The 22,311-nt window shown below is 73.6% G+C and carries 23 protein-coding genes; 13 read left to right on the plus strand and 10 right to left on the minus strand.

Translation table 11 applies throughout. The annotated features are described in order from the left end of the window. Positions 1 to 57 precede the first annotated feature (57 nt). The gene (locus GQ466_RS21920; protein ID WP_161104892.1) at positions 58 to 894 is read left to right on the plus strand and encodes an NAD-dependent epimerase/dehydratase family protein; all 837 of its coding nucleotides are present in this window, start codon (positions 58 to 60) and stop codon (positions 892 to 894) included. Here GQ466_RS21920 and GQ466_RS21925 read toward each other — a convergent pair. Continuing rightward, positions 891 to 1,964, minus strand: a complete 1,074-nt coding sequence (locus tag GQ466_RS21925) for a winged helix DNA-binding domain-containing protein (protein WP_161104893.1) — start codon at positions 1,962 to 1,964, stop codon at positions 891 to 893. The two genes, GQ466_RS21920 and GQ466_RS21925, sit on opposite strands and share 4 nt — an antisense overlap. Positions 1,965 to 2,167: 203 nt before the next feature. Here GQ466_RS21925 and GQ466_RS21930 point away from each other — a divergent pair, with 203 nt between their 5' ends. Beyond that, positions 2,168 to 3,457, plus strand: a complete 1,290-nt coding sequence (locus GQ466_RS21930) for a hypothetical protein (RefSeq protein ID WP_161104894.1) — start codon at positions 2,168 to 2,170, stop codon at positions 3,455 to 3,457. Position 3,458: 1 nt separating this feature from the next. On the opposite strand, the gene trpS is transcribed toward GQ466_RS21930, so the two are convergent. Next, the gene (gene trpS, locus GQ466_RS21935; RefSeq protein WP_161104895.1) at positions 3,459 to 4,481 is read right to left on the minus strand and encodes a tryptophan--tRNA ligase; all 1,023 of its coding nucleotides are present in this window, start codon (positions 4,479 to 4,481) and stop codon (positions 3,459 to 3,461) included. A 217-nt stretch (positions 4,482 to 4,698) separates the two neighbouring features. On the opposite strand from trpS, the gene GQ466_RS21940 reads away from it, so the two are divergent. From GQ466_RS21940 to GQ466_RS21955, 4 genes are all read left to right on the plus strand, one after another. Continuing rightward, on the plus strand, positions 4,699 to 5,184 hold the full coding sequence (locus GQ466_RS21940) for a MarR family winged helix-turn-helix transcriptional regulator (RefSeq protein WP_161104896.1): 486 nt from the start codon (positions 4,699 to 4,701) through the stop codon (positions 5,182 to 5,184). A gap of 70 nt (positions 5,185 to 5,254) precedes the next feature. After that, a complete protein-coding gene (locus GQ466_RS21945) occupies positions 5,255 to 6,679 on the plus strand; it encodes a DHA2 family efflux MFS transporter permease subunit (protein WP_161104897.1) in 1,425 nt (474 codons plus the stop codon). Then, positions 6,676 to 7,149: a pyridoxamine 5'-phosphate oxidase family protein gene (locus GQ466_RS21950; RefSeq protein ID WP_161104898.1), complete on the plus strand. Its 474-nt coding sequence runs from the start codon at positions 6,676 to 6,678 to the stop codon at positions 7,147 to 7,149. Before GQ466_RS21945 ends, GQ466_RS21950 begins: the two co-directional genes overlap by 4 nt. An 18-nt stretch (positions 7,150 to 7,167) precedes the next feature. Then, positions 7,168 to 7,965, plus strand: coding sequence for a patatin-like phospholipase family protein (locus GQ466_RS21955; protein ID WP_161104899.1), 798 nt, complete (start codon positions 7,168 to 7,170; stop codon positions 7,963 to 7,965). Here GQ466_RS21955 and GQ466_RS21960 read toward each other — a convergent pair. After that, positions 7,962 to 8,870 carry a M56 family metallopeptidase gene (locus GQ466_RS21960; protein ID WP_161104900.1) on the minus strand — a complete coding sequence of 303 codons (909 nt, stop codon included), beginning with the start codon at positions 8,868 to 8,870 and terminating at the stop codon, positions 7,962 to 7,964. The two genes, GQ466_RS21955 and GQ466_RS21960, sit on opposite strands and share 4 nt — an antisense overlap. Continuing rightward, positions 8,867 to 9,265 (minus strand): BlaI/MecI/CopY family transcriptional regulator, encoded by a 399-nt coding sequence (locus tag GQ466_RS21965; protein WP_103560773.1) that lies wholly within the window; start codon positions 9,263 to 9,265, stop codon positions 8,867 to 8,869. Before GQ466_RS21965 ends, GQ466_RS21960 begins: the two co-directional genes overlap by 4 nt. A 92-nt stretch (positions 9,266 to 9,357) precedes the next feature. Between GQ466_RS21965 and GQ466_RS21970 the strand changes: the two genes are divergently transcribed. The 3 genes from GQ466_RS21970 (at position 9,358) to GQ466_RS21980 (ending at position 12,910) form a co-directional block, all read left to right on the plus strand. Next, positions 9,358 to 10,749 (plus strand): cytochrome ubiquinol oxidase subunit I, encoded by a 1,392-nt coding sequence (locus GQ466_RS21970; protein WP_202420936.1) that lies wholly within the window; start codon positions 9,358 to 9,360, stop codon positions 10,747 to 10,749. After that, a complete protein-coding gene (locus GQ466_RS21975; RefSeq protein ID WP_161104901.1) occupies positions 10,746 to 11,645 on the plus strand; it encodes a cytochrome d ubiquinol oxidase subunit II in 900 nt (299 codons plus the stop codon). The genes GQ466_RS21970 and GQ466_RS21975 overlap by 4 nt, the downstream gene beginning before the upstream one ends. A gap of 152 nt (positions 11,646 to 11,797) precedes the next feature. Continuing rightward, the gene (locus GQ466_RS21980; RefSeq protein WP_161104902.1) at positions 11,798 to 12,910 is read left to right on the plus strand and encodes a type III PLP-dependent enzyme; all 1,113 of its coding nucleotides are present in this window, start codon (positions 11,798 to 11,800) and stop codon (positions 12,908 to 12,910) included. Positions 12,911 to 12,917: 7 nt separating this feature from the next. Here GQ466_RS21980 and GQ466_RS21985 read toward each other — a convergent pair whose 3' ends face one another. The 4 genes from GQ466_RS21985 to GQ466_RS22000 all read right to left on the minus strand — a co-directional run bounded on the left by GQ466_RS21985 (position 12,918) and on the right by GQ466_RS22000 (position 15,450). Continuing rightward, complete coding sequence (locus tag GQ466_RS21985; RefSeq protein ID WP_161104903.1) at positions 12,918 to 13,277, minus strand: DUF2516 family protein; 360 nt, start codon at positions 13,275 to 13,277, stop codon at positions 12,918 to 12,920. Between the two features lie 200 nt (positions 13,278 to 13,477). Continuing rightward, complete coding sequence (locus tag GQ466_RS21990) at positions 13,478 to 14,026, minus strand: hypothetical protein (RefSeq protein WP_161104904.1); 549 nt, start codon at positions 14,024 to 14,026, stop codon at positions 13,478 to 13,480. Further along, entirely contained in the window at positions 14,023 to 14,418 is a 396-nt protein-coding gene (locus GQ466_RS21995) for a helix-turn-helix domain-containing protein (protein ID WP_161104905.1), read from the minus strand. Before GQ466_RS21995 ends, GQ466_RS21990 begins: the two co-directional genes overlap by 4 nt. Before the next feature lie 78 nt (positions 14,419 to 14,496). Further along, a complete protein-coding gene (locus GQ466_RS22000) occupies positions 14,497 to 15,450 on the minus strand; it encodes a neutral zinc metallopeptidase (RefSeq protein WP_202420937.1) in 954 nt (317 codons plus the stop codon). Positions 15,451 to 15,492: 42 nt separating this feature from the next. On the opposite strand from GQ466_RS22000, the gene GQ466_RS22005 reads away from it, so the two are divergent. From GQ466_RS22005 to GQ466_RS22020, 4 genes are read left to right on the plus strand one after another with little or no spacing between them, the layout of a single operon-like run. After that, positions 15,493 to 17,232, plus strand: a complete 1,740-nt coding sequence (locus tag GQ466_RS22005; RefSeq protein ID WP_161104906.1) for a DUF2207 domain-containing protein — start codon at positions 15,493 to 15,495, stop codon at positions 17,230 to 17,232. A 26-nt stretch (positions 17,233 to 17,258) separates the two neighbouring features. Continuing rightward, positions 17,259 to 17,558: a hypothetical protein gene (locus tag GQ466_RS22010; protein ID WP_161104907.1), complete on the plus strand. Its 300-nt coding sequence runs from the start codon at positions 17,259 to 17,261 to the stop codon at positions 17,556 to 17,558. A gap of 24 nt (positions 17,559 to 17,582) precedes the next feature. Next, positions 17,583 to 19,802: a glycoside hydrolase family 3 C-terminal domain-containing protein gene (locus GQ466_RS22015; RefSeq protein WP_161104908.1), complete on the plus strand. Its 2,220-nt coding sequence runs from the start codon at positions 17,583 to 17,585 to the stop codon at positions 19,800 to 19,802. A gap of 40 nt (positions 19,803 to 19,842) precedes the next feature. Then, positions 19,843 to 20,337 carry an FBP domain-containing protein gene (locus tag GQ466_RS22020; protein WP_161104909.1) on the plus strand — a complete coding sequence of 165 codons (495 nt, stop codon included), beginning with the start codon at positions 19,843 to 19,845 and terminating at the stop codon, positions 20,335 to 20,337. Positions 20,338 to 20,341: 4 nt separating this feature from the next. Here the strand turns inward: GQ466_RS22020 and GQ466_RS22025 are convergent, their stop codons facing one another. Next, on the minus strand, positions 20,342 to 21,430 hold the full coding sequence (locus tag GQ466_RS22025; protein WP_161104910.1) for an ABC-2 transporter permease: 1,089 nt from the start codon (positions 21,428 to 21,430) through the stop codon (positions 20,342 to 20,344). Beyond that, positions 21,427 to 22,260, minus strand: coding sequence for an ABC transporter ATP-binding protein (locus GQ466_RS22030; protein ID WP_161104911.1), 834 nt, complete (start codon positions 22,258 to 22,260; stop codon positions 21,427 to 21,429). Before GQ466_RS22030 ends, GQ466_RS22025 begins: the two co-directional genes overlap by 4 nt. Between the last annotated feature and the right edge of the window lie 51 nt (positions 22,261 to 22,311).

The following is a 22,311-nucleotide window of genomic DNA, read 5'->3' on the forward strand; positions in this document are numbered from 1 at the left end:
GGGTTATGCTGCCGTCAGGACGACCACAGGGACGTGCATCGCGTGGAGGTTCCCCCCTTGAAGATCTTCGTTGCCGGAGCGACCGGCGTCGTGGGCCGCCGGCTCATCCCGGCACTGGTCCAGGCGGGCCATGAGGTCGTCGGGACGACACGTCGCGCCGACCGCACGGCGTCCATCGAAGAACAGAAGGCCACGCCGGTCGTCCTCGACGTGCTGGACGCCGCCGCGACGCGCGCGGCGGTCGCCGAGGCCGCGCCGGACGTGATCGTCCACCAGCTCACCGACCTCGCCGCCCGCGACTTCGACGCCAACTCGCGGCTGCGGATCGAGGGCACCCGCAACCTCGTCGACGCCGCCAAGGCGGCCGGGGTCGAGCGGATGGTCGCGCAGAGCATCGCGTGGGTGTACGTGCCGGGCGCGACGCCCGCCGTCGAGACCGACCCGCTGGACGCGTCGCTGCCGCCGTACGCCGGCGTGGCCGCGCTGGAGGCCGCCGTCGCCGAGCTGCCGCGCGGCGTCGTCCTGCGGTATGGAGCGTTGTACGGGCCGGGCACCTGGTACGCGCGGGACGGCTTCTTCGCCGAGCAGGTCCGGCGCGGCGAGCAGAAGCAGGACCCGGGCTGGACGTCGTTCGTCCACGTGGACGACGCGGCGATCGCGTCCGTCGCGGCGCTGGAGTGGCCCGCCGGCCCGGTGAACATCGTGGACGACGAGCCCGCCCTCGCGCAGGACTGGCTGCCGGTCTACAGCGCCGCGCTCGACGCGCCCGCGCCGCCGCAGGGCGGACGGCACGCGGCGGTGCTGGGCCGTCCGGTGTCCAACGCCCGCGCCCGCGACCTCGGCTGGAAGCCGTCGATCGCGTCCTGGCGGGACGGCTTCGAGCAGCTCGGCTAGACCGGCTCCACGATGACGGCGTGCTCGGCCGCCGGATGCGCGGCGGCGAGCAGGCGCCGGGCCTCGGCCTCGACCGCGTCGGCGTCGGGCAGCGGCGCGAACGGCACGACCCGGACGGTCGCCGTGCCGCGCGCGGCGTCCATCGCCCACATGCCGTGGACGAACCCGTCCACCAGCAGCGTCGGCCGGATGATCCCGTTGACGGTGAACACGCGCTTGCGGTGCTCCTCGGTGATCACGCGGCTGCGGTCCTCGTGCGACAGCGTCAGGTTGTCGAAGTCGGGGACGAGCCGGACGGGCGCGGGCGTGTCCGGATCCGGCCGCGGCGCGTCCGGCAGGTCGTAGAGCGTGCGGCCGTCGGCGTCGCGGAACCTCCGCAGGCGCGGCGCGAGCCGGTCGAACACCGCGCCGAGCCCGGTCAGCCCGGACCAGCGCTGCGCGTCGCGGACCGTCGCGGGGCCGAACGCCCCGAGGTAGCGCAGGACGAGCCCGTCGAGCGTGCCCGGTTCGCCCGGAACGCCGTCCAGCCACGTGTCGAGGTTCGTGTGCCGGGCGAGCCCCGACTTCCCCCACACCCCGCGCGGCGGCACCTGGACGAGCGGCAGCGCGTAGTGGACGGCCCGCGCGAGTTCGGTCGCGTCATGGCCGGGCCACCGCTCGGCGAGCATCTCGCGCAGTTCCTTCGCGCTGCGCGGCTTCTCCGCGAAATGCTCCCGGGCCGCCGCGAGGGCGTCGGGCAGGACGTCCTCGAACCCCTTGATGACGCGGTCCAGCAGGGTCTGGGCGAGGGGCCGCAGCGCGCGGGCGTCCCGGGCGCTGACGAGGTGGATCGTCCCGCGCATCAGCAGGATCCGGACGGCCGCGCGCGTCTCGACCAGCGCGGCGAGGTCGGCGAACGCGAAGCCGTCGAGCCGCGTCCACAGCCCGACGTACGGCGGGTTCGGCGCCTGGCTCTGCATGCCGACCAGGTGCTCGACGGCGTCGAGCGGCGCGAGCGGGACGCGCTCCAGCAGCAGTTGCCGGGCGAGCAGCGCGCGGTTGAGGGCGCGGCGGTCGAGGAGATCAGTCATGGCGGAACAGCCTTCCAGTCCCGCGGAACATACCAATCGCCCCTGACAACGGGGTGGTGGAGACGCCGAACGTCATCGGCCGCTCACGGTGACGGAAAAAGTTCCCCCGGAAGGGGCGTGTCCGCTTCGCACGGCAAAGTGGCCATTAGCCAAATGTTAGGTGAACCCGTCAACGCGGGATCGTCGCTGGGAATCCTTCTCATGTGGTGAATAATCTGCGGATCGGCCTGGGGACGCCGTTCGCCCGTCCCGTCCCCGGTGACCGGCGATGGCTCAGGACCGGCCTTTTCGTGGCCGCCGCCGTGGTGCTCGGCGCGACGTTATGGCTGGTCCGCTGGTCGGCCGGGCCGTCGACGGCCACGCCCGACACCTTTTGGTACGCGCGGGACGCGTTCCGTTTCGCGGGCGTCGCGGAACCGCGCGCGGAGCTGGACGCCGCCCGGATCACCTGCTCGGCGATGGCGCACGGCACGCCGCGCCCCACGAGCCGTTTCCGGCACGGCGGCACGTGCCTGGACTATCGCAGTTCGCTGCCGCAGCGGGCGCCGCAGCGGTTCGAGGACATCTTCACGTCGCGGCCCGGTTACGCATTGCTGACGACGCCTTTCGTCTGGGCCTTCGGCCCGGGCGGATTCGCCCTCGGCACGGCGTTCCTCGGCGTCGCCTGCGGAGTGGCCGTGGTCGGCCTGGCGCTCGCGGCCGGGCTGCGGCCGGCGCAGGCTTTTCTCGCCGAACTCGTTTTCTATCTCCTGCCGACCGGGCTGTGGACGAGCCGGATGCTCGCCGAGGCCCCGATGATCCTCTGCGTGCTGCTCGCGCTGACCGGCGCGGTGCTGCTGCTGCGCGACACGGCCCGGATCCGGGCGGGCGCGCTGCTGGCGGCGGGCCTGGCGTTCTGCTGCGTCGTCAAGCCCGCGAACGGCGTGGCGCTGTCGGCGGCGCTGCTCGTCGGCTCGGTGCCGCTGTTCTTCTTCGCCCGGTGGCGTCCGGCGTGCCTGGCCATCGCGGGGATCGCCGGGATCGTCCTCGTGGGCAACGGGTTCGTCAGCTCGCTGCTGCACCTGCCGGGGACGTCGGCGACGCTCCAGGACACGTTCACCCGGCACTACCGGCACCCGGACGTCCCGGACGTCTGGCCCCGGCTCCAGGATCTCGCCGGCGAGCTGTGGAACGACCGGATCCTGCCGCAGATGCACGACAATCCGCTCATTCCCGCCGGGTACCTGCTCGGCGCGGCCGGGCTGTTCACCCGGCTGCGCGGCGACGTCGCCTGGCCGCTGCTGCTCGCCGGGCTGACCGGGGCCGTCGTCGTGACGATGCATCCGCTCGGCTCCGAGACCGACCGGCTCGCCACCGTGACGTGGGTGCCGGTCGCGCTCGGGCTCGCCGCGCTGACGGCCCCGTCGCGGTTTCGCCGTCCGTCCGGCGCGGAGCCGCCCGTCCCGGCCGCCGCGCCCGCGCCCGCGCCGGCCAAAGAAGGCGCCGCGCCGTAGTTCAGTACGGCATCCCCATCGCCGTGCGGACCTCCGCGAGCGTCCGGTCGGCGACGGCGCGGGCGTGCGCGTTGCCCTCGGCGAGGATCCGGTGGAGCTGCTCGGGGTCGTCGGCGTAGACCGCGCGGCGCTCGCGGATCGGGCGGAAGAACTCGTTCACCGACTCGATCACCGTCTTCTTCAGCGCCGCCGCGCCGCCCGCCCCGATGTCGGCGGCCACGTCGTGCGGGTCGCGGTCCTGGCACAGCGCCGCGAGCAGCACGAGGTTCGCCACCTCCGGACGGTTCTCCGGGTCGTAGGCGATGTGCCGGTCGGCGTCGGTCTTCGCGCGGGTGAGCAGCCGGGCCGTCTCGTCCTCCGACGCCGACAGCGCGATCGCGTTGCCCCGGCTCTTGCTCATCTTGCGGCCGTCCGTGCCGAGCAGGACGGGCGCGGACGACAGCAGCGCCTCGGGCACCGGGAAAACCGGGGCGTAGCGCTCGTTGAAGCGGCGCGCGACCGTCCGGGTGATCTCCTGGTGCGGGAGCTGGTCGCGGCCGACCGGGACGAGGTTGGCCTTGCAGAACAGGATGTCGGCCGCCTGGTGGACGGGGTAGGTCAGCATCAGCCCGCTCACCGACGCCTGCCGCGAGTTCTGGATCTCGTCCTTGACGGTCGGGTTGCGGCGCAGCTCGGCGTCCGTCACCAGCGACAGGAACGGCAGCATGAGCTGGTTGAGCGCGGGGACGGCGCTGTGCGCGAAGATCGTCGCCGTGGAAGGTTCCACGCCGACGGCGAGATGGTCGGCGACGAGGCCGAGGACGTGCTCCTCCAGGCGGTCGGCGACGTCCCGGTCGGTGAGCACCTGGTAGTCGGCGACGAGCACGAACAGCTCGACCCCGGCGCGCTGGAGCCGGACGCGGTTGGCGAGCGTGCCGAAGTAGTGCCCGAGGTGCAGCGGGCCGGTCGGCCGGTCGCCGGTCAGGATCCGGAACGCGGACGGACGGGCCGCGACGCGGCGTTCGAGGTCATCGGGGTCGTTCATGGATCAGCTCCCTGTGCGGTGGTCGGGGCCGTGCCCGGACGGGCGCCGCGCGGGGAGCTGTGGCGGGCCGTCCGAGACGGCCCGCCGTGCGTGCGGAGATCGGTGGCCGTCGCTAGGACGGCCACCAGGTCGGGCACGCGTGGCGTTGCATGCGCTCAGGATAGCCCGTTCCGAAGCGGATCGTCCGGGACGGGATCGTCCCGGTTACGCTGGAGGCATGACCACACCGGCCCCGGTCCGGGCGCTGCCGGACCTGTCCTTCCTGTTCAACCACGCCGCGCACGTCCTGCGGACGCAGATGGCGGCGGCGCTGGCCGAGGTCGGGCTGACGTCGCGGATGCACTGCGTGCTCGTCCACGCGCTGGAGGAGGAGCGCACGCAGATCCAGCTCGCCGAGATCGGCGACATGGACAAGACGACGATGGTCGCGACCGTGGACGCGCTGGAGAAGGCGGGCCTGGCCGAGCGGCGGCCGTCCAGCCGGGACCGGCGGGCGCGCGTGATCTGGGTGACGCCGGCGGGCGCGGCGGCGGCGGCGCGCAGCCAGGAGATCGTGGACCGCGTCCACGGCGCGGTGCTGGACGCGCTGCCCGAGGACGAGCGCGCGGTGTTCGTGCGCGCCCTGAACCGGCTGGTGGACGGGCATCTGGCCGTGCCCGCGCCCGCGCCCGCGACGCGCCGGGCACGGGAGCGCAGCACCTGATCCGGTTTTAGATCGTCTATTACCGAACTATCTGTTACGGTCTCTCTTGTCGTTCCCGAAGGAGAGACCGATGGACCTTTCCCAGCCCCGCGCCCGGGGGCTCGCGCTCGCCGTCCTCTGCGCGAGCATGCTGATGATCATCCTGGACGGCAGCGTCGTCAGCGTGGCGCTGCCCGCGATCCAGGACGGCCTCGGCTTCACCGACGGCGGCCTGACCTGGACCGTCAACGCCTACATGATCGCGTTCGGCGGCCTGCTGCTGCTGTCCGGACGGCTCGGCGACCTGCTCGGCCGCCGGACGGTCTTCGTCGCCGGGCTCGCCGTCTTCACCCTCGCCTCGCTGCTGTGCGGCGTCGCCGCGAGCCCGGCCGCGCTCGTCGCGGCGCGGTTCGTCCAGGGCGCCGGGGGCGCGCTGGCCTCGGCCGTCGCGCTCGGGATGCTCGTCACGATCTTCACCGGGCCGCGCGAGCGGGGCCGGGCGCTCGGCGCGTACGCGTTCGTCGGCGCGGCGGGCGCGTCGATCGGGCAGGTGCTCGGCGGCGTGCTCGCCGACCGGCTCGGCTGGCACTGGATCTTCCTGGTCAACCTGCCGATCGGTGCGGCGGCGATCGTCCTCGCGCTGCGCGTGCTGCCCGCCGACGCCGGGCTCGGGCTGCGGGCGGGCGCGGACGCGCTCGGGGCCGTCCTCGCGACGTCCGGGCTGATGCTCGCCGTCTACGCGATCGTGCAGACCGGCGGGCACGGCTGGACGTCGGCGCGGACCTTGGCGCTCGGCGGCGTCGCGGCGCTGCTGCTCGCGGGGTTCGTCGTCCGGCAGGCCACCGCCGCGACCCCGCTGCTGCCGCTGCGGATGTTCCGCTCGCGCAATGTGTGGGGGGCCAACCTCGCCCAGTTGCTGCTGATCGGGGCGATGTTCGGCTTCCAGTTCTTCATCGCGCTGTACATGCAGCGCGTGCTCGGTTACGGCGCCACCGCGACGGGGTTCGCGATGCTGCCCGCGGCCGTCGCGATCGGTGCGGCGTCGCTGCTGCTGTCCGCGCGGCTCTCGGCGCGGTTCGGGGAGCGGGCGGTGCTCGTCGCGGGGCTCGTGCTGCTGCTCGCGTCGCGGTACTTCCTGCTCGTCCTGCCGGTGGACGGCTCCTATGCCGCCGACGTCCTGCCGCTCATGGTCCTGTGCTTCGGCGCGGGGCTCGCGATGCCCGCGCTGACCGGGCTCGGCATGTCCGGGGCGCGTCCCGAGGACGCCGGGATCGCGTCCGGGCTGTTCAACACCTCCCAGCAGATCGGCGCGGCGCTCGGCGTCGCCGTCGCGTCCACGGTCGCGGGCCGCACGCCCGGGACCGCGCCGGACGCGCTCAACGACGGCTACCGCGCCGCGTTCGGCGTCGGCGCGGTGCTGCTGGTCGCGGCCCTCGCCGTCGCGCTGGCCGTCCAGCGCCGCGTGCGCCCCTCTGTCACCACCGAACCCGCTCTCACCAAGGAGACCGTGCGATGACCGCCTACGGACCCGGCCAGGGACCTGGCCCCGCCCCGCTGAACGACGCCGCGCTGGCGACGATCCTGCGCGAGAACCCGTTCGCCGTGCTCGCGACGACGCGCCGCGACGGCCGTCCGCAGCTCTCCACGGTCGCCCAGGCGTTCGACGCCGACGCCGGCCTGATCCGGATCAGCACGACCGAGGACCGGCTGAAGGTGCGCCAGCTCCGCCGCGACCCGCGCGCCGTCCTGCACGTCAGCACGCCCGACCACCTGGCGTTCGCGATCGTGGAGGCCGACGCGGAGCTGTCCGCGGTCACGAGCGAGCCGGGCGACGCGGTCGGCCGCGAACTCCTGGCGCTGCAACCGCCGTTCTCCCCGGAGGACGAGCGGGCGTTCCTGGAGCAGGTCGTCAAGGACCGCCGCCTCGTCATCCGCCTGCACATCACCCGCCTCCACGGCACGGGCCTTGACCTCAAGGAAAGTTGAGGTCCGAGACTGGGCGCCATGAAGGCACTGGTACTCGGGCCGGGCGGCATCCCGGCGACGGCGTGGACGGCGGGCCTGCTCGCCGGGCTGCGCGAGGCGGGCGTCGACCTCGGCACCGCCGACCGGATCATCGGCACGTCGGCGGGCGCGATCGTCGGCGCGCTGCTCGCCTCGGGGGACGATCCCGCCCGCCTCGGCGCGGTCGCCCCCCGCCGCAACGGACGCCGTCCCAGCCCGGCGCGGATGCAGGAGATCATCACGGCGCTCCAGGACCCGGCCGCGCCCCCCGCCGAGCGGCTGTGCCGGGCGGGACGGCTCGGGCTCGCGGCGGAGGCGGCGGGCGAGGTCGATCGGGAAAGCGAGGTCATCGCCCGGATGGCCGCGCTGATCGGCGCGGAGCGCTGGCCGGAGCGGCTGGTGGTCCCGGTCGTGGACGTGGCGACGGGCGTCCCGCGCATCCTGGATGCGTCCGACCCGGCACCGCTCGCCACGGCCGTCGCGGCGGCGACCGCGATGCCGGGCACGGCCCCGGCGGTCACGATCGACGGCCGCCGGTACATGGACGGCGCGCTGCGCGGGGGCGCGAACGAGGACCTGGCGGACGGCGCGGACGTCAAGATCGTGGTGGAACCGGGCGCCGGCGGCCCGTTCGGCGGCCCGCCCGGCGAAGAACCGTGGCGGATCGTCCCGGACGGCCCGTCCCGCGCCCTGCTGGCCGATCCGAGCGACCCGGGCGCCTGGGCGGCGGCGTTCGCGGCGGGCCGGGAGCAGGCGGCGGCGGACGCGCCGCGCGTCGCGGCGGTGTGGAACGTCTAGTGCGGCAGCGCGTAGAGCAGGACCGGGACGATCGCGATGGCCGGGATCGCGAGCAACGTCGCCAGCCGGGTCGAGCGCCGGACGGGCCGGGGCTCCAGCAGCCGGTTCACCCGGGCCATGACCGGGATGTCGTCGGCGGTGGCGACGCCGAGCGCGCCGCGCGGCGCGGCGGCGGGCCGGGCGGCGGCGAACCGGAGCAGCGCCGTCGCGAGTTCGCGGGCCGAGCGGTGCCGCCGGGCGCGGTCGTCGGCGGCCATCTCGATGAGCAGTTCGACGGCGTCCAGACAGCGGCCGACCAGCCGGATCTGCGGGAAGACCTGGCGCAGCGAGGTGAAGGGCAGCAGCACGAGGTCGTGGCGCTCGCGGGCGTGGGCGCGCTCGTGGGCGAGGACGGCGGCCAGCTCGTCGGGGTCGAGGAGTTCGAGCGTCCCGGCGCTGATCACGACCTTCGCCGAGCGGACGCCCGGGACGCAGTACGCCGCCGCGCCCGGGTGGTCCAGGACCAGCGTGCCGGGGACGGCGGAGTCGCGGCGGGACACCAGGGCGAGCACGGCCCGGTGCCGCCGCCGGGCGCGGACGACGCGGACGACCGCGCCCATCAGCATGGCCAGCAGCACGCCGGTCAGCCCGACCGCCGCCAGCAGCGCCGCCAGATGGACCCCGTCCATCCGGGCCGCCTGGTCGGCGAGCATCCCGGGCAGGCCGCCCGCGATGCCCTTGCGGTAGGGCAGCAGGGCCAGGCCGAGCAGGGCGCCGATCGTCGCGACGCCCCAGCTCAGCCCGAGGGCCTGCCACAGCGCGATGCCGAGGCGCGGCGCGCGCCAGGTCCAGCGCGCCCGCGACAGCGCGTGCGCGCCGCCGATCGTCGCGAGCGCGATGAGGGCGAGCAGCGCCGTTCCGGTCATGCCGGTGGCTCCTTGGGTGGGGTGCGGTCGGCCGTCAGGTCGGCCAGGGCCTGACGTATGACGTCCATCTCATCACGGGACACCGACCGGACGAAATGGGCGAGCGCGGCGTCCCTGTCCCCGGTTTCGTTCAGCGCGCCGAGCATCAGCTCCGTCACATAGCTCTCCCGGCTCTCGGCGGGACTGTACCGCCAGGCGCGGCCGTCGCGGCGGCGGCGCAGGAAGCCCTTCTTCGCGAGCCGGTCGAGAACGGTCATGACGGTGGTGTGGGCGAGGTCGCGGTCACCGGCGAGCGCGCGGCTGACGTCACGCGCGGTGGGGGCTCCGCGGCCGGAGTCCTCCCAGTCCCAGACGACTTCCATGACCGTGCGTTCAAGCTCTCCAAGACCCTTCACGACGTCAAGGCTAACCCACTGAGAGGCAAGTCACCACGGCGGGTAGTACTACCGGCTTTAGTACTACGGCTCGTAGTACTACATTGCGTGGCATGAGCACAGTGCAGTTCCTCGCCGAGGGCGCCGCGACACCGGCCGACTTCGTGGCCGCGCGTCAGCAGATGGCGTTCACCTTGGGGTTCCACATCGTGCTGGCGTCCATCGGGATCGGACTGCCGGCGCTCACCCTGCTCGCCGAGTGGCGCTCGCTGCGCACCGGCGACCGGGTCTACGCCGAGCTGGCGCGGCGCTGGATGAAGGCCGCGGGCGTGCTGTTCGCGGTCGGCGCCGTGTCGGGAACGGTCCTGTCCTTCGAGATGGGGACGCTCTGGCCCGGCTTCATGGACAAGTACGGCCAGGTCTTCGGCGGCGCGTTCGCGCTGGAGGGCATCGCCTTCTTCATCGAGGCGATCTTCATGGGGATCTACCTGTACGGCTGGGACCGACTGTCGCCGCGCGCCCACTTCCTCACCGGCATCCCGGTCGTCGTGGCGGGCATCCTGTCGGCGACGTTCGTCGTGACGGTCAACTCCTGGATGAACCAGCCGCGCGGGTTCAACCTCGTCAACGGTCAGGTCACCGACGTCAGCCCGCTGAAGGCCATGCTCAACCCCGCGACGCCGACCGAGGCGACGCACCTGATCCTCGCCTCGCTGATGGTCTGCGGGTTCCTCGTCGCGTCCGTCTACGCGGTGGCGCTGCTGCGGGACGCGCGGGCCGGACGCGTCGACCGCTACCACCGGCTCGGGTTCGCGATCCCCTTCACGCTCGGCGCCGTCTGCGCTCCGCTCCAGGTGATCGTGGGCGACTTCGCGTCCCGGTTCGTAGCGAGCCACCAGCCCGCCAAGTTCGCCGCCATGGAGGGAATCGAGCACACCCAGGCCGGGGTGCCGTTCAAGTTCGCGACGATCGAGATCCCGAACATGCTGTCGCTGATGGTCAAGTTCGACGCGCACGCGACGCTGCGCGGCATGGACTCGATCCCGGCCGACGCCCGGCCGCCCGCCGAGGTCGTCAAGACGTCCTTCGAGATCATGATCACGCTGGGCATGTTCCTGCTGGCGCTGGCCGCCTGGTGGGGGTTCGCCTGGTTCGTCCGGCGGCGCGCGCTGGGCCGGGCCGGACGGCTCGCCACCCGCGTCGACCTGCCCTGGAAGCCGTGGTTCCTGCGGCTCGCGCTGACCGCCGGGGGCGCCGCGATCCTCGCGATGGAGGCGGGCTGGACGACCACCGAGGTCGGCCGGCAGCCGTGGATCGTCTACGGCGTCATGCGGACGACCGAGGCCGTCAACCCCAGCTCCAACCTGCGCTACGGCCTCTACGCGGTGCTCGCCGTGTACGCCGTGCTCGCCGCCGCGACGATCAGCGTCCTGCGGCGGATCCGGCGCCGGCCCGACGCCGGCACGCCCCAGTCCGGTCCCGTCCCCGTGGGGAGCGCCCGATGAGCTACGCCGACGTCGCGCTCGGCCTGATCGTCCTCGGCCTGTCCGCCTACCTCCTGTTCGGCGGCGCGGACTTCGGGGCGGGCCTGTGGCATCTGTTCGCCCGCCGCCGCACGGACCGCGAGGTCATCGAGCACGCGATGGGGCCGCTGTGGGAGGCCAACCACGTCTGGCTGATCTTCGTCATGGTCATGACGTGGACGGCCTTCCCGCCGATCTTCGCGTCCGTCATGACCGAGCACTGGGTGCCGCTGTCGCTCGCGGCGCTCGGGATCGTGGCGCGGGGCAGCACGTTCGTGTTCGCCAAGGCCGTCCCGGACCACCACGTCCGCTACGGGGTGGTGTTCGGGGTGTCGTCGCTGCTCACGCCGTTCTGCTTCGGCGCGGTCGCCACCGCGATCACGACCGGGGACGGCACGTGGCTCAGCCCCGCCGGGCTCTACGGCGGCGCGCTCACCACCGCCCTGTGCGCCTACCTCGCGGCGGTCTACCTGATCTGGGACGCGCGGCGGCTCGCCGACGCCGACGCCGCCCTGCGCTTCCGGGGCTATGCGCTGCTGTCGGGGATCGTCGTCGGCGTGCTGGCGCTGCCGGGGGCCGCGCTGATCGACGTCCGGTCGCCGCTGATCATCGTGTCGGCGGTCGCGGGGCTGGTGTCGCTCGTGCTCGTGGCGCGGCACCGGCTGCTCGCGGTGCGGGCGACGGGGGCGCTGGCCGTCGTGTCGGTGCTGTGGGGGGCGGTCGAGCGGGCCGGGCTGGACCTGGACGCCGCCGCCGCGCAGGACACCGTGCTCCAGTTCGTGTTCTTCGCCCTCGGCATCGGCGCGCTGGTGCTGGTTCCGTCGATGATCTGGCTGTTCGTCCTGTTCCAGCGGTCCACGGAGGCGGACGCGCATTGACCTGCGGGGCCGTCCCTCACACGGTCGGCAACCTTTCGGGGGACGCGCCTCGCATTGCGGCGGGGGCGCCGGTGTCATAGCCACCACCGGCGCCCCCGCCGGCTCTTTAATACGCGGTCGTAGCCTGAGGGCCTCCCCGGGAAAGGACACCGTTGTTCGGCGAGCGCGTGCTGGCGGAGGCCGCGAACGGCCTGCCCGCCTTCGTCTACGACCTGGCGGGCCTGCGCATCCACGTGGCGGCGGTCCGCGCCGCGCTGGACGGCGCGGCGGAGCTGTACTACGCCGCCAAGGCCAACCCCGAGGCGCCGATCCTGCGGACGCTGGCGCCGCTGGTGGACGGCGTCGAGGTCGCGTCCGGCGGCGAGCTGGAGCACGTCCGGGCCGTCCTGCCGGACGTGCGGCTGGCGTTCGGCGGCCCCGGCAAGACCGATGCCGAGCTTCGCGCGGCCCTGGAGCGCGGCGTCCACCGCGTCCATGTGGAGAGCCCGCACGAGCTGCGCCGCCTGGCGGCCCTCGGGCGCCCGTTGGACGTCCTGCTGCGCGTGAATCTCTCGGTCGACCGATCGAAAGCCGCGCTCGCGATGTCCGGCCCGTTCGGCATGGACCCGGCGGCGATCGAGGAATGCCGCCCGCTCCTGGCCGCCGCGCCCCATCTGCGGCTGCGCGGGATCCATGCGCATCTGGCGTCCGGCCTGGACGCCCCGGCGCTGCTCGACCAGTCCGCCGCCGTCCTGGCCTGGGCGCGCCCGTGGCTGACCGGCGTCCCGGACCCCGAGATCAATCTGGGCGGCGGCATGGCCGTCGACTACGCCGACCCGTCACGCCGCTTCGACTGGGCGGGATACGCGGCGGGCCTGCGGAAACTGGCCCGGCCCGGCGAGACGCTGCGCATCGAGCCGGGCCGCGCGCTGACCGTCTACTGCGGCTGGTACGTCACCGACGTGCTGGACGTGAAGCGCGCCCACGACGCGTGGTACGCCGTCCTGCGCGGCGGCACGATGCACCTGCGCACGCCGGTGACGAAGAACCACGACCAGCCGTTCACCGTCCTGCGCCGCACCGCGGCCGAGCCGCGCACGACCGAGCCCGTCACGCTGGTCGGCCAGCTCTGCACGCCCAAGGACGTCTTCGCCCGCCGGGCGGACGCGGGTTCGCTGGGCGTCGGCGACGTCGTCGCCTTCACGATGGCGGGCGCCTACGCCTGGAACATCTCCCACCACGACTTCCTGATGCACCCGAAGCCGCGCCTGGTCCACCTCGCGTGACCGCGCGTCACCAGGGGCCGTAGGGGCCCATGCCGCTGCGTCCGCCGCCCTTGTTGCCCTTGTACGGCTTCACGGCCGGACGGACGTCGGCGAGGTAGACCGCCGCCGCGATGAACGCCGCGACGGGCAGGATGCCGAGCAGCAGCGCGATCGGGGACGCGCCCTGGGTCGGCAGCACGACCAGCGCCAGCCCGATCACCGTGGCCACGGCCAGCAGGATCGTCCACAGCTTCTTGTTCTGCTTGCCCGCGGCGAGATAGGCGTTCGACGGGACGAGCAGCGAGTCCACGAGGGCGAACCCCTCCGTCACGAACGCGATGATCAGGAGCAGCCAGAAGAAGTAGTCCAGTACGCCGAAGCCGGTCACCGGCGATCAACGCTCCTGCCTGGTCTCGGGCGGCGCGAACGCCGCCGGTCCATCGCTTCCGCCACGACCCTACGCGGCGCGGGTGCCGTCCCGCGAGATCACGGGGCCGCTGTGGAGAAGACGACCGGACCCGTCCCGTTGTTCCCCGCCGCCGCACGCCGGACGGAGGCCTGGAACGCCCCCGCCCGGCGTGTCGCGCGTCACGACTTGGGCTTGCTCGCGGCGGAGCGCGTCTGCGACTTCGCCGTCTTGCGCGTCGTCGCGGCCTTCTCGGCGGCGGCCGGCTGCCCGGCGTCCTCGGCCGCGACCTCGGCGACGGCCTCGGCCGTCACCGTGACCTCGGCGGCCGTCCGGTGGACGACCTTCTTGCCGCGCTCGGCCAGCTCGTCGATGAACGAGACCGTCCGGTTGCCCAGCCCCGAGACGTAGGTGGCGGCGGTGTTCGGGAGTTCCTTGACCTCCACCCGCTCCTGGAGCTTGGAGACGTTCCCGGACGCCTCCTCGCGGTACCTGTCGACGTTCTTGCGAACCTCGGCGCGGTACTTCTCCACGTTCTTCGCGGCCTCGGCGCGGTACTTCTCGACCGCCTCGCGGACGCTCCCGCGGTACTTCTCGACGTTCTTGCGGGCCTCGACGCGGTACTTGCCGACCGCGCCCGGCACCTCGCGGATCTTCTCGACGGCCAGGTCGCCCGCGCCCGCGACGGTGTAGACGGCCTTGTTCTCTCGGAGGGTGCTTGCGAGGGTCATTCGACCTCGTCCTCTCTCGGATCGTCCGGCGCGCCGACATCGGATCCGTCCGCCTCGTTCTCGCGGCGGAACGAGTCGTAGATGTCCAGCAGCACCTGCTTCTGCCGCTCGGAGAGCAGCAGGTCGGCCCGGATCGAGGCCTGCACGTCCGTGTCGGCCGCGCGGTCCTCGAGGATCCCGGCCTGCACGTACAGCGCCTCGGCGGAGATGCGCAGACCCTTGGCGATCTGCGCGAGGATCTCCGCGCTCGGCTTGCGCAGGCCGCGCTCGATCTGGCTCAGGTACGGGTTGGAGATCCCCGAGACGTCCGCGAGCTGGCGCAGCGAGATCTTCGCCCGCGTGCGCTGCTCCCGGATGTACTCCCCGATCGAGCCGACCTTGGAACTTGCCATGTCCCCACCCTGCGTCATGGTGCTTGCTATTGCAAGCACTCCAGCTAGCACCCGGCGGTGAAAACCGTCACAAACGGGTCAGGAAACCTCGTCGGCGGGCGCCGTCCACGTGTTGCAGACCGCCGGGCCGTCGCCCCGGTAGCCGCGGACCAGCCAGCCCGCGTAGTGCCGTCCGGACCCGTGGTCGCGCCGGTCGGCCGGCTGGCCGTCGTCGCCCCGGTGCCGGACGTCGTTCACCATCGCCTCGTACTGGAGCCGCGTCATCGGCAGCGTCCCCCGCTCGGCGCCGAGCCACGCCCCGGCCAGGCACTGCGCCTGCAGCTCGATCCGGCGGCTGGCCTCGGTGCGGGCGAGGTCGTCGCCCTTCTCCATCTCCTGCTGCCCGTAGGCGAGGATCCCCGCGCTGTCCTGGACGTGATGCCCGTACTCGTGCGCGATCACCCGCGCGAACACCGCGTAGTGCTCCAGCGGCTCCCCGCCGGACGTCTCCACAATGTGCCGCAGCCCCACGTACATCGTGTTGTTGGCCGGGCAGTAGAACGCCGACGACCCGGGGCTCGGATACGAACCGCACGGGCTGCGGCCGGGCTGGTCCCAGAACACGCGGCGCGGGACGGCGTACTTCATCCCGCTCCGGCGGAACTGGCCGGTCCAGGACGCGTCCAGGCAGTCGCTCAGCGTCTCCATGAAGCGGCGCATCGACGGGCCCTCGTCCGTCAGCCGGGGCAGCGCGCACCGGACGGGCACCAGCCGCCCCGAGGCGTACAGCGTGTTCCCCGTGGCGACCCGGCGCGGCACGGGCGCGCCCGCCGCGACCCCCGCCGACGACGCCCGCGTCAGCGCGCCGTAGCCCGCGAACCCCAGCGCGCCGAGGACGAGCACCGCCGCCAGCCCGCCCACGAGCCCGGCGATCGTCCCGCCCGCCGAGCGGCGCGGCGGACGGCGGCGCGGCACGTGCGCGTACGTCCGGACCTGGCCGCCCGGACGCTCCGGCAGGAGGTAGGGCGGCTGCGGTGGACGATGGCCTGCCATAGCGCGAAATCATCGCACGCCTTCCCGCTACGATTCGCTGCCATGTCCGGTATCGCGACCCCGGGTCGCTTGCGGAAGACGCTCGTCGCCGTCCTTGCGGGCGTTCTCACGGTCTCCCCCGCCGTCTCCGCGTCCGCCGCCGTCGCGACCGCGTCGGGCGAGCAGCGCGTCGTCAAGGACGAGGTGGCCCTGACGGTCGGCGCGCACGGCACCGCGAAGGTCCGCGAGACGATCACCTACTGGTTCACCGGGAATGACCGGCTGGAGCGCCGGTTCGTCACCCGGCAGCACCACAGCGTCACGCAGGACCGCGTGTACCGGATCACGAACGTCACCGTCGGCGCGGCGGACGGGTTCAGCTTCGCCGGACGGTCCCGCCACGGCGACAGCACCGTCGTCAAGATCAGGAACAGCCGGAAGCTGACCGGCGCGCACACCGTCACACTTCAGTACGACGTGAGCGGGATCGTCGCGCCGGCGGGCGGGCTGGAGGAGCTGCGCTGGCCCGCCGTCGGCGGCTGGCCGGTGCGGCTGGACGAGGCGCGCGTCACCGTGGACGCCGACGCCATGATCCGCAACGTCAACTGCTTCGCCGGGCCGATCGAGAGCGTCATCGGCTGCACGCAGTACTACACGAACCACACGCACACCCAGGGCGTGTACGACCAGCAGACGATGCTGCCCGGCGAGCACCTGACGGTCGTCGCGGGCCTGCCGCCCGGCACGACCGGCGGGAAGGCGATCTACGAGCGGCGGCACACGGCGGCGACGGCGTTCTCCGTCAACGCGGTCACGGCGGGCGCGCTGCTCGGGCTGCTGGTGCTGCTCGCGGGCGGGTTCCTCGTGCTGTACCTGCTGCGCGGCCGGGACGTCCGGGTCGTCGGCAAGAAGGCCGCCGAGGGCGACCAGGCGCCGGTCGCGGGCGAGGGCTTCGAGCCGCCGGACGGCGTCCGCCCCGGCCAGATCGGCACGCTGATCGACGAGCAGGCCGACGTCATCGACGTCACCGCCACGATCGTGGACCTCGCCGTGCGCGGCTACCTGCTCATCGAAGAAGAGGACCGGGCCGTCACCGGCCGCACCGACTGGGCGCTGCGGCGCCTCGACCGGCCCGACGACGAGCTGCTGACCTACGAGCGCATCCTGCGCGACGCGCTGTTCACCGCCCCCGACGGCACGCCGCGCGAGAGCGTGAAGCTGTCGGAGCTGGGCGGCGCGTTCGCGACGCAGCTCGCGCGGGTGCGGTCGGCGATGTACGCGGACGTCGTGGAGCAGGGCTGGTTCGCGCGCCGTCCGGACACGACGCGGTCGCGGTGGACGGTCGCGGGGCTCGTCCTGACCGTCCTCGGGATCGCCGGGACGACCGCGCTGGCCTTCACCACCGACTTCGCGCTGGCCGGGCTCGCGGTGATCATCGCGGGCGCGGCGATGGCGTACGGCGGCCAGTACATGCCCGCCAAGACCGCGCAGGGCTCGACCGTCCTCGCCCACATGATCGGCTTCCGCGCGTTCCTGGAGCGCGGCGAGATCCCCGCGAGCGCGGCCGACGCGCCCCGGCAGCGGATCGCGCTGTTCTCGCGGTTCCTGCCGTACGCGGTGGTGTTCGGGGTCGTCCCGCGCTGGGCCGAGACGGTCAAGGACGCGGGCGAGCAGGCCGAGCGCGCCGACAACCTGTACTGGTACGAAGGTCCGGCGGAGTGGGACCTGACGAACTTCGCCGAGTCGATGCGCGTGTTCACGCTGGCGACGTCCGGGTCCATCTCCCAGTCGCGGGGGCTGTGACCGCGACGGCGGGGTAGGGGTCGGGCATGACCGCACCGATCGCCACCGAACCGATCGCCGCCGCGCCGATCGGGCCGACCTGGTACGCCGTCGCGGGACCGATCGTGGTCGTCCTGGCGCTGGCCCTCTGGCTCGCCCTGCTGATGCTCGCCGGGCTGAAGAAGCGCTATCCCGAAGCCTCGTCGTGGACGGTCCCGCACCGCGGGCCGATCACCGGCGGCATGGGACGCGGCGGCCCGGCCTGGGAGCGGCGCGAGGGTCTGCCCGAGGAGCCCGCCGAGCCCCGCCGCTCGCTCGCCCGCGAGGACAACGCCCCCTGGGACTGATAGGAACGTCCCCGGAGGTGCCGCATGTCCGAATTGAGCCTGGAGCAGAAGGCGTCGCTCACGTCCGGGAGTTCGACGTGGGACAGCACGGCGGTGGAGGGCGTCCGGGCCGTCACCTTCACCGACGGGCCGCACGGGATCCGGCGGCAGGAGCGGCGCGACGGCGACGCGCTCGGGCTCACGCACAGCGTTCCGGCGACGTGCTTCCCGCCCGCCGTCGCGCTCGGCGCGTCGTTCGACGCGGGGCTCGTGCGGCGGGTCGGCGCGGCGCTCGCGCGGGAGGCGGCGGCGCTCGGCGCGGACGTCGTGCTCGGGCCGGGCGTCAACATCAAGCGGTCGCCGCTGTGCGGGCGCAACTTCGAGTACTTCTCCGAGGACCCGCACCTCACCGGCGTGCTCGGCGCGGCCCTGGTGGACGGGATCCAGTCGCTCGGGGTCGGCGCCTGCGTGAAGCACTTCGCGGTCAACAACCAGGAGCACGACCGGATGCGGGTCAGCGCCGACGTGGACGAGCGGACGCTCCGCGAGATCTACCTCCCCGCGTTCGAGAAGATCGTCACCGAGGCGCGGCCGTACGCGGTGATGTGCTCCTACAACAAGATCAACGGCGTCTACGCGAGCCAGAACCGGTGGCTGCTCACCGAGCTGCTGCGCGGTGAATGGGGCTTCGACGGGCTCGTCGTGTCCGACTGGGGCGCGGTCAACGACCGTGTGGAGGCGCTGCGCGCGGGGCTGGACCTGGAGATGCCGCCGTCCCGGACGGACGACGAGATCGTGGCCGCCGTCCGCGCGGGCCGGCTGGACGAGGCCGACGTCACCCGCGCCGCCGACCGGATGCGCGCGCTCGTCCGCCGCGTCGACCGGCGCGAGCGCTTCGACGGCTGGGACGTCGACGCGCACCACGAGCTGGCCCGCGAGGCGGCGCGGGGCGCGGCCGTGCTGCTGAAGAACGACGGCGTGCTGCCGCTGGATCCCGGCGCGTCCCAGCGGGTGGCCGTGGTCGGCGAGCTGGCCCGGACGCCGCGCTACCAGGGCCACGGCAGCTCCCACGTCGTCCCGACCCGGCTGGACGACGCGTGGACCGCGCTTCAGGCCGCCGGGACCGCCGCCACGCTGGACTTCGCCGCCGGGTACCGGCTGGACGGCGTCCCGGACGCGGGGCTGCGCGCCGAGGCGGTCGCCGCCGCCGAGGTCGCCGACGTGACGCTGCTGTTCCTCGGCCTGCCCGAGGAGGCCGAGTCCGAGGGCTTCGACCGGACGACCCTGGACCTGCCCGCCGACCAGATCGCCCTTCTCCGTGCGGTTGCGGAGGTCTGCCCGCGTGTCATCGCGGTGCTGGCCAACGGGGGCGTGGTGTCGGTCGCGGAGTGGCGGGACGCGGCGGCGGCCGTCCTGGAGGGCTGGCTGCTCGGCCAGGCGGGCGGCGCGGCCGTCGCGGACCTGCTGTTCGGCGCGCACAGCCCGTCCGGGCGGCTCGCCGAGACGATCCCGCTCCGGCTCGCCGACGTGCCGTCCTACCTGCACTTTCCGGGCGCGGACGGGCACGTCGTCTACGGCGAGGGCCGCTATGTCGGCTACCGGCACCACGACACGCTGGACACCGAGGTCGCCTATCCGTTCGGCCACGGTCTGACGTACACGACGTTCGAGTATTCGGACCTCGCGGTGACGGAGACGGGGCAGAACGCCTGGACGGTCGAGCTGACCGTCGCCAACACCGGCGAGCGCGCCGCCGCCGAGGTCGTCCAGCTCTACACGGCGTTCGCGGAGGACGTTCCGAGCCGTCCGCGCCATGAGCTGCGCGGCTTCCGCAAGGTGTTCCTCGCGCCGGGCGAGGCGCAGCGCGTGACGTTCGCGCTCACCGGCCGCGACCTCGCGTGGTGGTCCACCGGCCGCGGCGCCTGGGCCGTCTCGGCGGGCCGCTTCACGGTCGAGATCGGCGCGTCGTCCCGCGACATCCGGCTGACCGCCGAGCTGACGACCCCGGGCGACGGCCATCTGCCGACGCTCACCGGCATGTCCACGCTCGGCGAATGGCTGGACCACCCGATCGGCGGCCCGCTGCTGCGGGCGCGGCTGGCCACCGACGCGCCCGACCTCGCCGGGGAGCGGACGTCCCCGATGATGCTCGCGCTCCAGCGCGGGGTGCCGCTGGTGAAGTTCCGGACGTTCGGCGTCCCGCTCGGCCTGGCGGCGGTGAACGAGCTGGTCGAGGCCGCCGCCCGCGCTGCCGAAACACTTTAATTGTTTGCCTAATACATTTAGGCGACCTACGCTGCACGGCATGAGACCCGTCACCGAGCGCGACATCCGCACGTCCTTCGTCAACTGCACGCGCGGCGAGGCCAAGCGGCTGGCCGTCCCCCGCGACCTGGCCGAACGCCCGTGGGACGACCTGGACTTCCTCGGCTGGCGCGACCCCGCCGCCCCGCAGCGCGCCTACCTCGTCGCCGAGAACGGCGACGGGTTCACGGGGGTCGCGCTGCGGCTGGCGTCCCCGCACGCCGGGCATCTGCGACGCAGCATGTGCTCGCTGTGCCTGACCACGCACTCGGGCGGCGGCGTCGCGCTGATGACCGCCCGCCGGGCCGGTCAGCGCGGCCAGGGGGGCGATTCGGTCGGGTCCTACTTCTGCTCCGATCTGGCCTGCTCGCTCTACGTGCGCCGCAAGAAGACCGTGGGCGCGGGCGGCCGGCTCCAGGAGACGCTGACATTGGAGGAGCAGATCGCCCGCACCACCGCGAACCTGGACGAGTTCCTCGCGAAGGTGACCGGGTGAGGGGTCAGGACAGTCGGCGGCGGACCGTCCAGAAGCAGAACCCGGCGAGCCCGGCGGCCAGCACCGCGAAGATCCCCGTCTCGGCCCACTGGAACGCCCAGTAGCGGCTAGACGGCTGGTACACGAGCCGCTGCCGGTAGCCGAGCCGGTTGATCTCGGCGAGGCAGGCGGCGATGGGCGACCGCCCCTCCGGGGGCTGCGCGGACCGGCTGCCGCCGGGCGGCGCGTTCTGCTCCGGCGCGCACGGCCCGGACGTCGTGGAGACGTTGATCGTCCCGCCGGTGGGCTTCCCCGCCGCGTCCACGAGCCGGCTCTCCAGCACCCACGCGTCCGGGTCGCCGGGCGCCTGGGCCTGCACGGTGAGCTGGACGGGCTCGCCGTTCCGCCCGACGAAGAAGTCGTCCAGATTCGCCTCGCTGATCGTCCTCGACGCCCGCACCGGCGCGGCGTAGTGCGGGCGCACCAGCAGCGGCAGCGCCAGCTGGACGACGACGAAGACCGCGAGCGTGACGGCCATCGCGGGCAGCGTGCGGCGGACGACCGTCCCGGCCGCGACGCCGAGCAGGAACGCGAACGCCGCGTACGCGACCGGGACGAGCCCGCGCGCGTCGAACAGCAGCGGCCCCATCCGGGGGAAGCTCGGGATGTTGCGCGCCGCGCTCCCGTCCACCGGCCCGGCCCACCACGTGACGGCGAGGCTGCCGATCCCGGCGGCGGCCGTCGCGCCGAGCCCGACGAGGACGAGCTTGACGGTCAGCCACCGCGTCCGCGTGACGCTCTGGTTCCAGACGAGCCGGTGCGTGCCGGTCTCCAGCTCGCGGGTGATGAGCGGCGCGCCCCAGAACAGGCCGAGCAGCGCGGGCAGCAGCAGCACGACGACCGTGACGCCGAAGAACGCCGCCATGTGCGCGTGGTAGAAGTCCTGGTAGAAGTTGCCGCATCCGCCCGGACGGCGTTTGCACGCGGCGACACCCGCGGCGTAGTCGTCCGCCATGCCGGGCCCGGTGAGCGCGAGGACGGCGGCGAGCGCGGCCAGCAGCGCGGCGGCCGTCGCGGCGGACGCCCGGAACTGCCGCCAGGTCAGCCAGATCATCGGTCCTCCGACATGTAGGCGAGGACGAGATCTTCCAGCCCGACCTCGGCGACCGTCCAGGCCGGGTCCGGCGCGGGGTCGTCGGCGCGGGCGATGTAGCTGCTCTGCCGCTCGGCGTGGACGGCCGCGACGACATGCCAGCCGGGCGGCGGCGCGCCCGGCGGCCCGGTGAGGCGGCGGTGCGCGGCGAGCAGCGCGTCGGTCTCCCCCGCGAGCCGGACCCGCGACGCCACGAGGACGACCAGGTAGTCGCACGCCCGCTCCACGTCCGACACCAGATGGGACGACAGCACCACGCTGATCCCCTGCTCGGCGGCGGCCTCCATCAGGCCCTGGACGAACCCGCGCCGCGCGAGCGGGTCGAGGGCGGCGACGGGCTCGTCCAGGAACAGCAGCTCGGGCCGCTTGGCGAGACCGAGCGTCAGCGCGAGCTGCGCGCGCTGGCCGCCCGACAGCCGTCCGGCCCGCCGCGCGGGGTCCAGGCCGACGCGCGCGACGCGCTCGCGGGCGAACGCGTCGTCCCAGCGCGGGTTGAGGCGGGCGCCGAGCCGCAGGTGCTCGGCGACGGTCAGCCCGGCGTAGGTCGGGGTGTCCTGGGCGACGAACCCGACGCGCGCCAGCCGTCCCGGCCCGCCGCCGAGCACGGTGACGCGCCCCGCGCTCGGGACGGCCTGCCCGCTCGCCAGGCTGAGCAGCGTCGTCTTCCCGGCGCCGTTCGGGCCGACCAGCCCGACGACGTGCCCGGACGGGACGTCCAGCGTGCAGTCGGCCAGCGCCCAGCGTTTCCCGTACCTCTTGCCGAGCCCTTCGGCCCGCAGCACAGCGGTCATGGTCACCTCTATTTATCTAGGGTCGTAGCACTATAGGGTTATGACTCAATG

Origin of the sequence: Actinomadura rayongensis (genome assembly GCF_009831215.1) — a bacterium.
Lineage (GTDB): Bacteria > Actinomycetota > Actinomycetes > Streptosporangiales > Streptosporangiaceae > Spirillospora > Spirillospora rayongensis.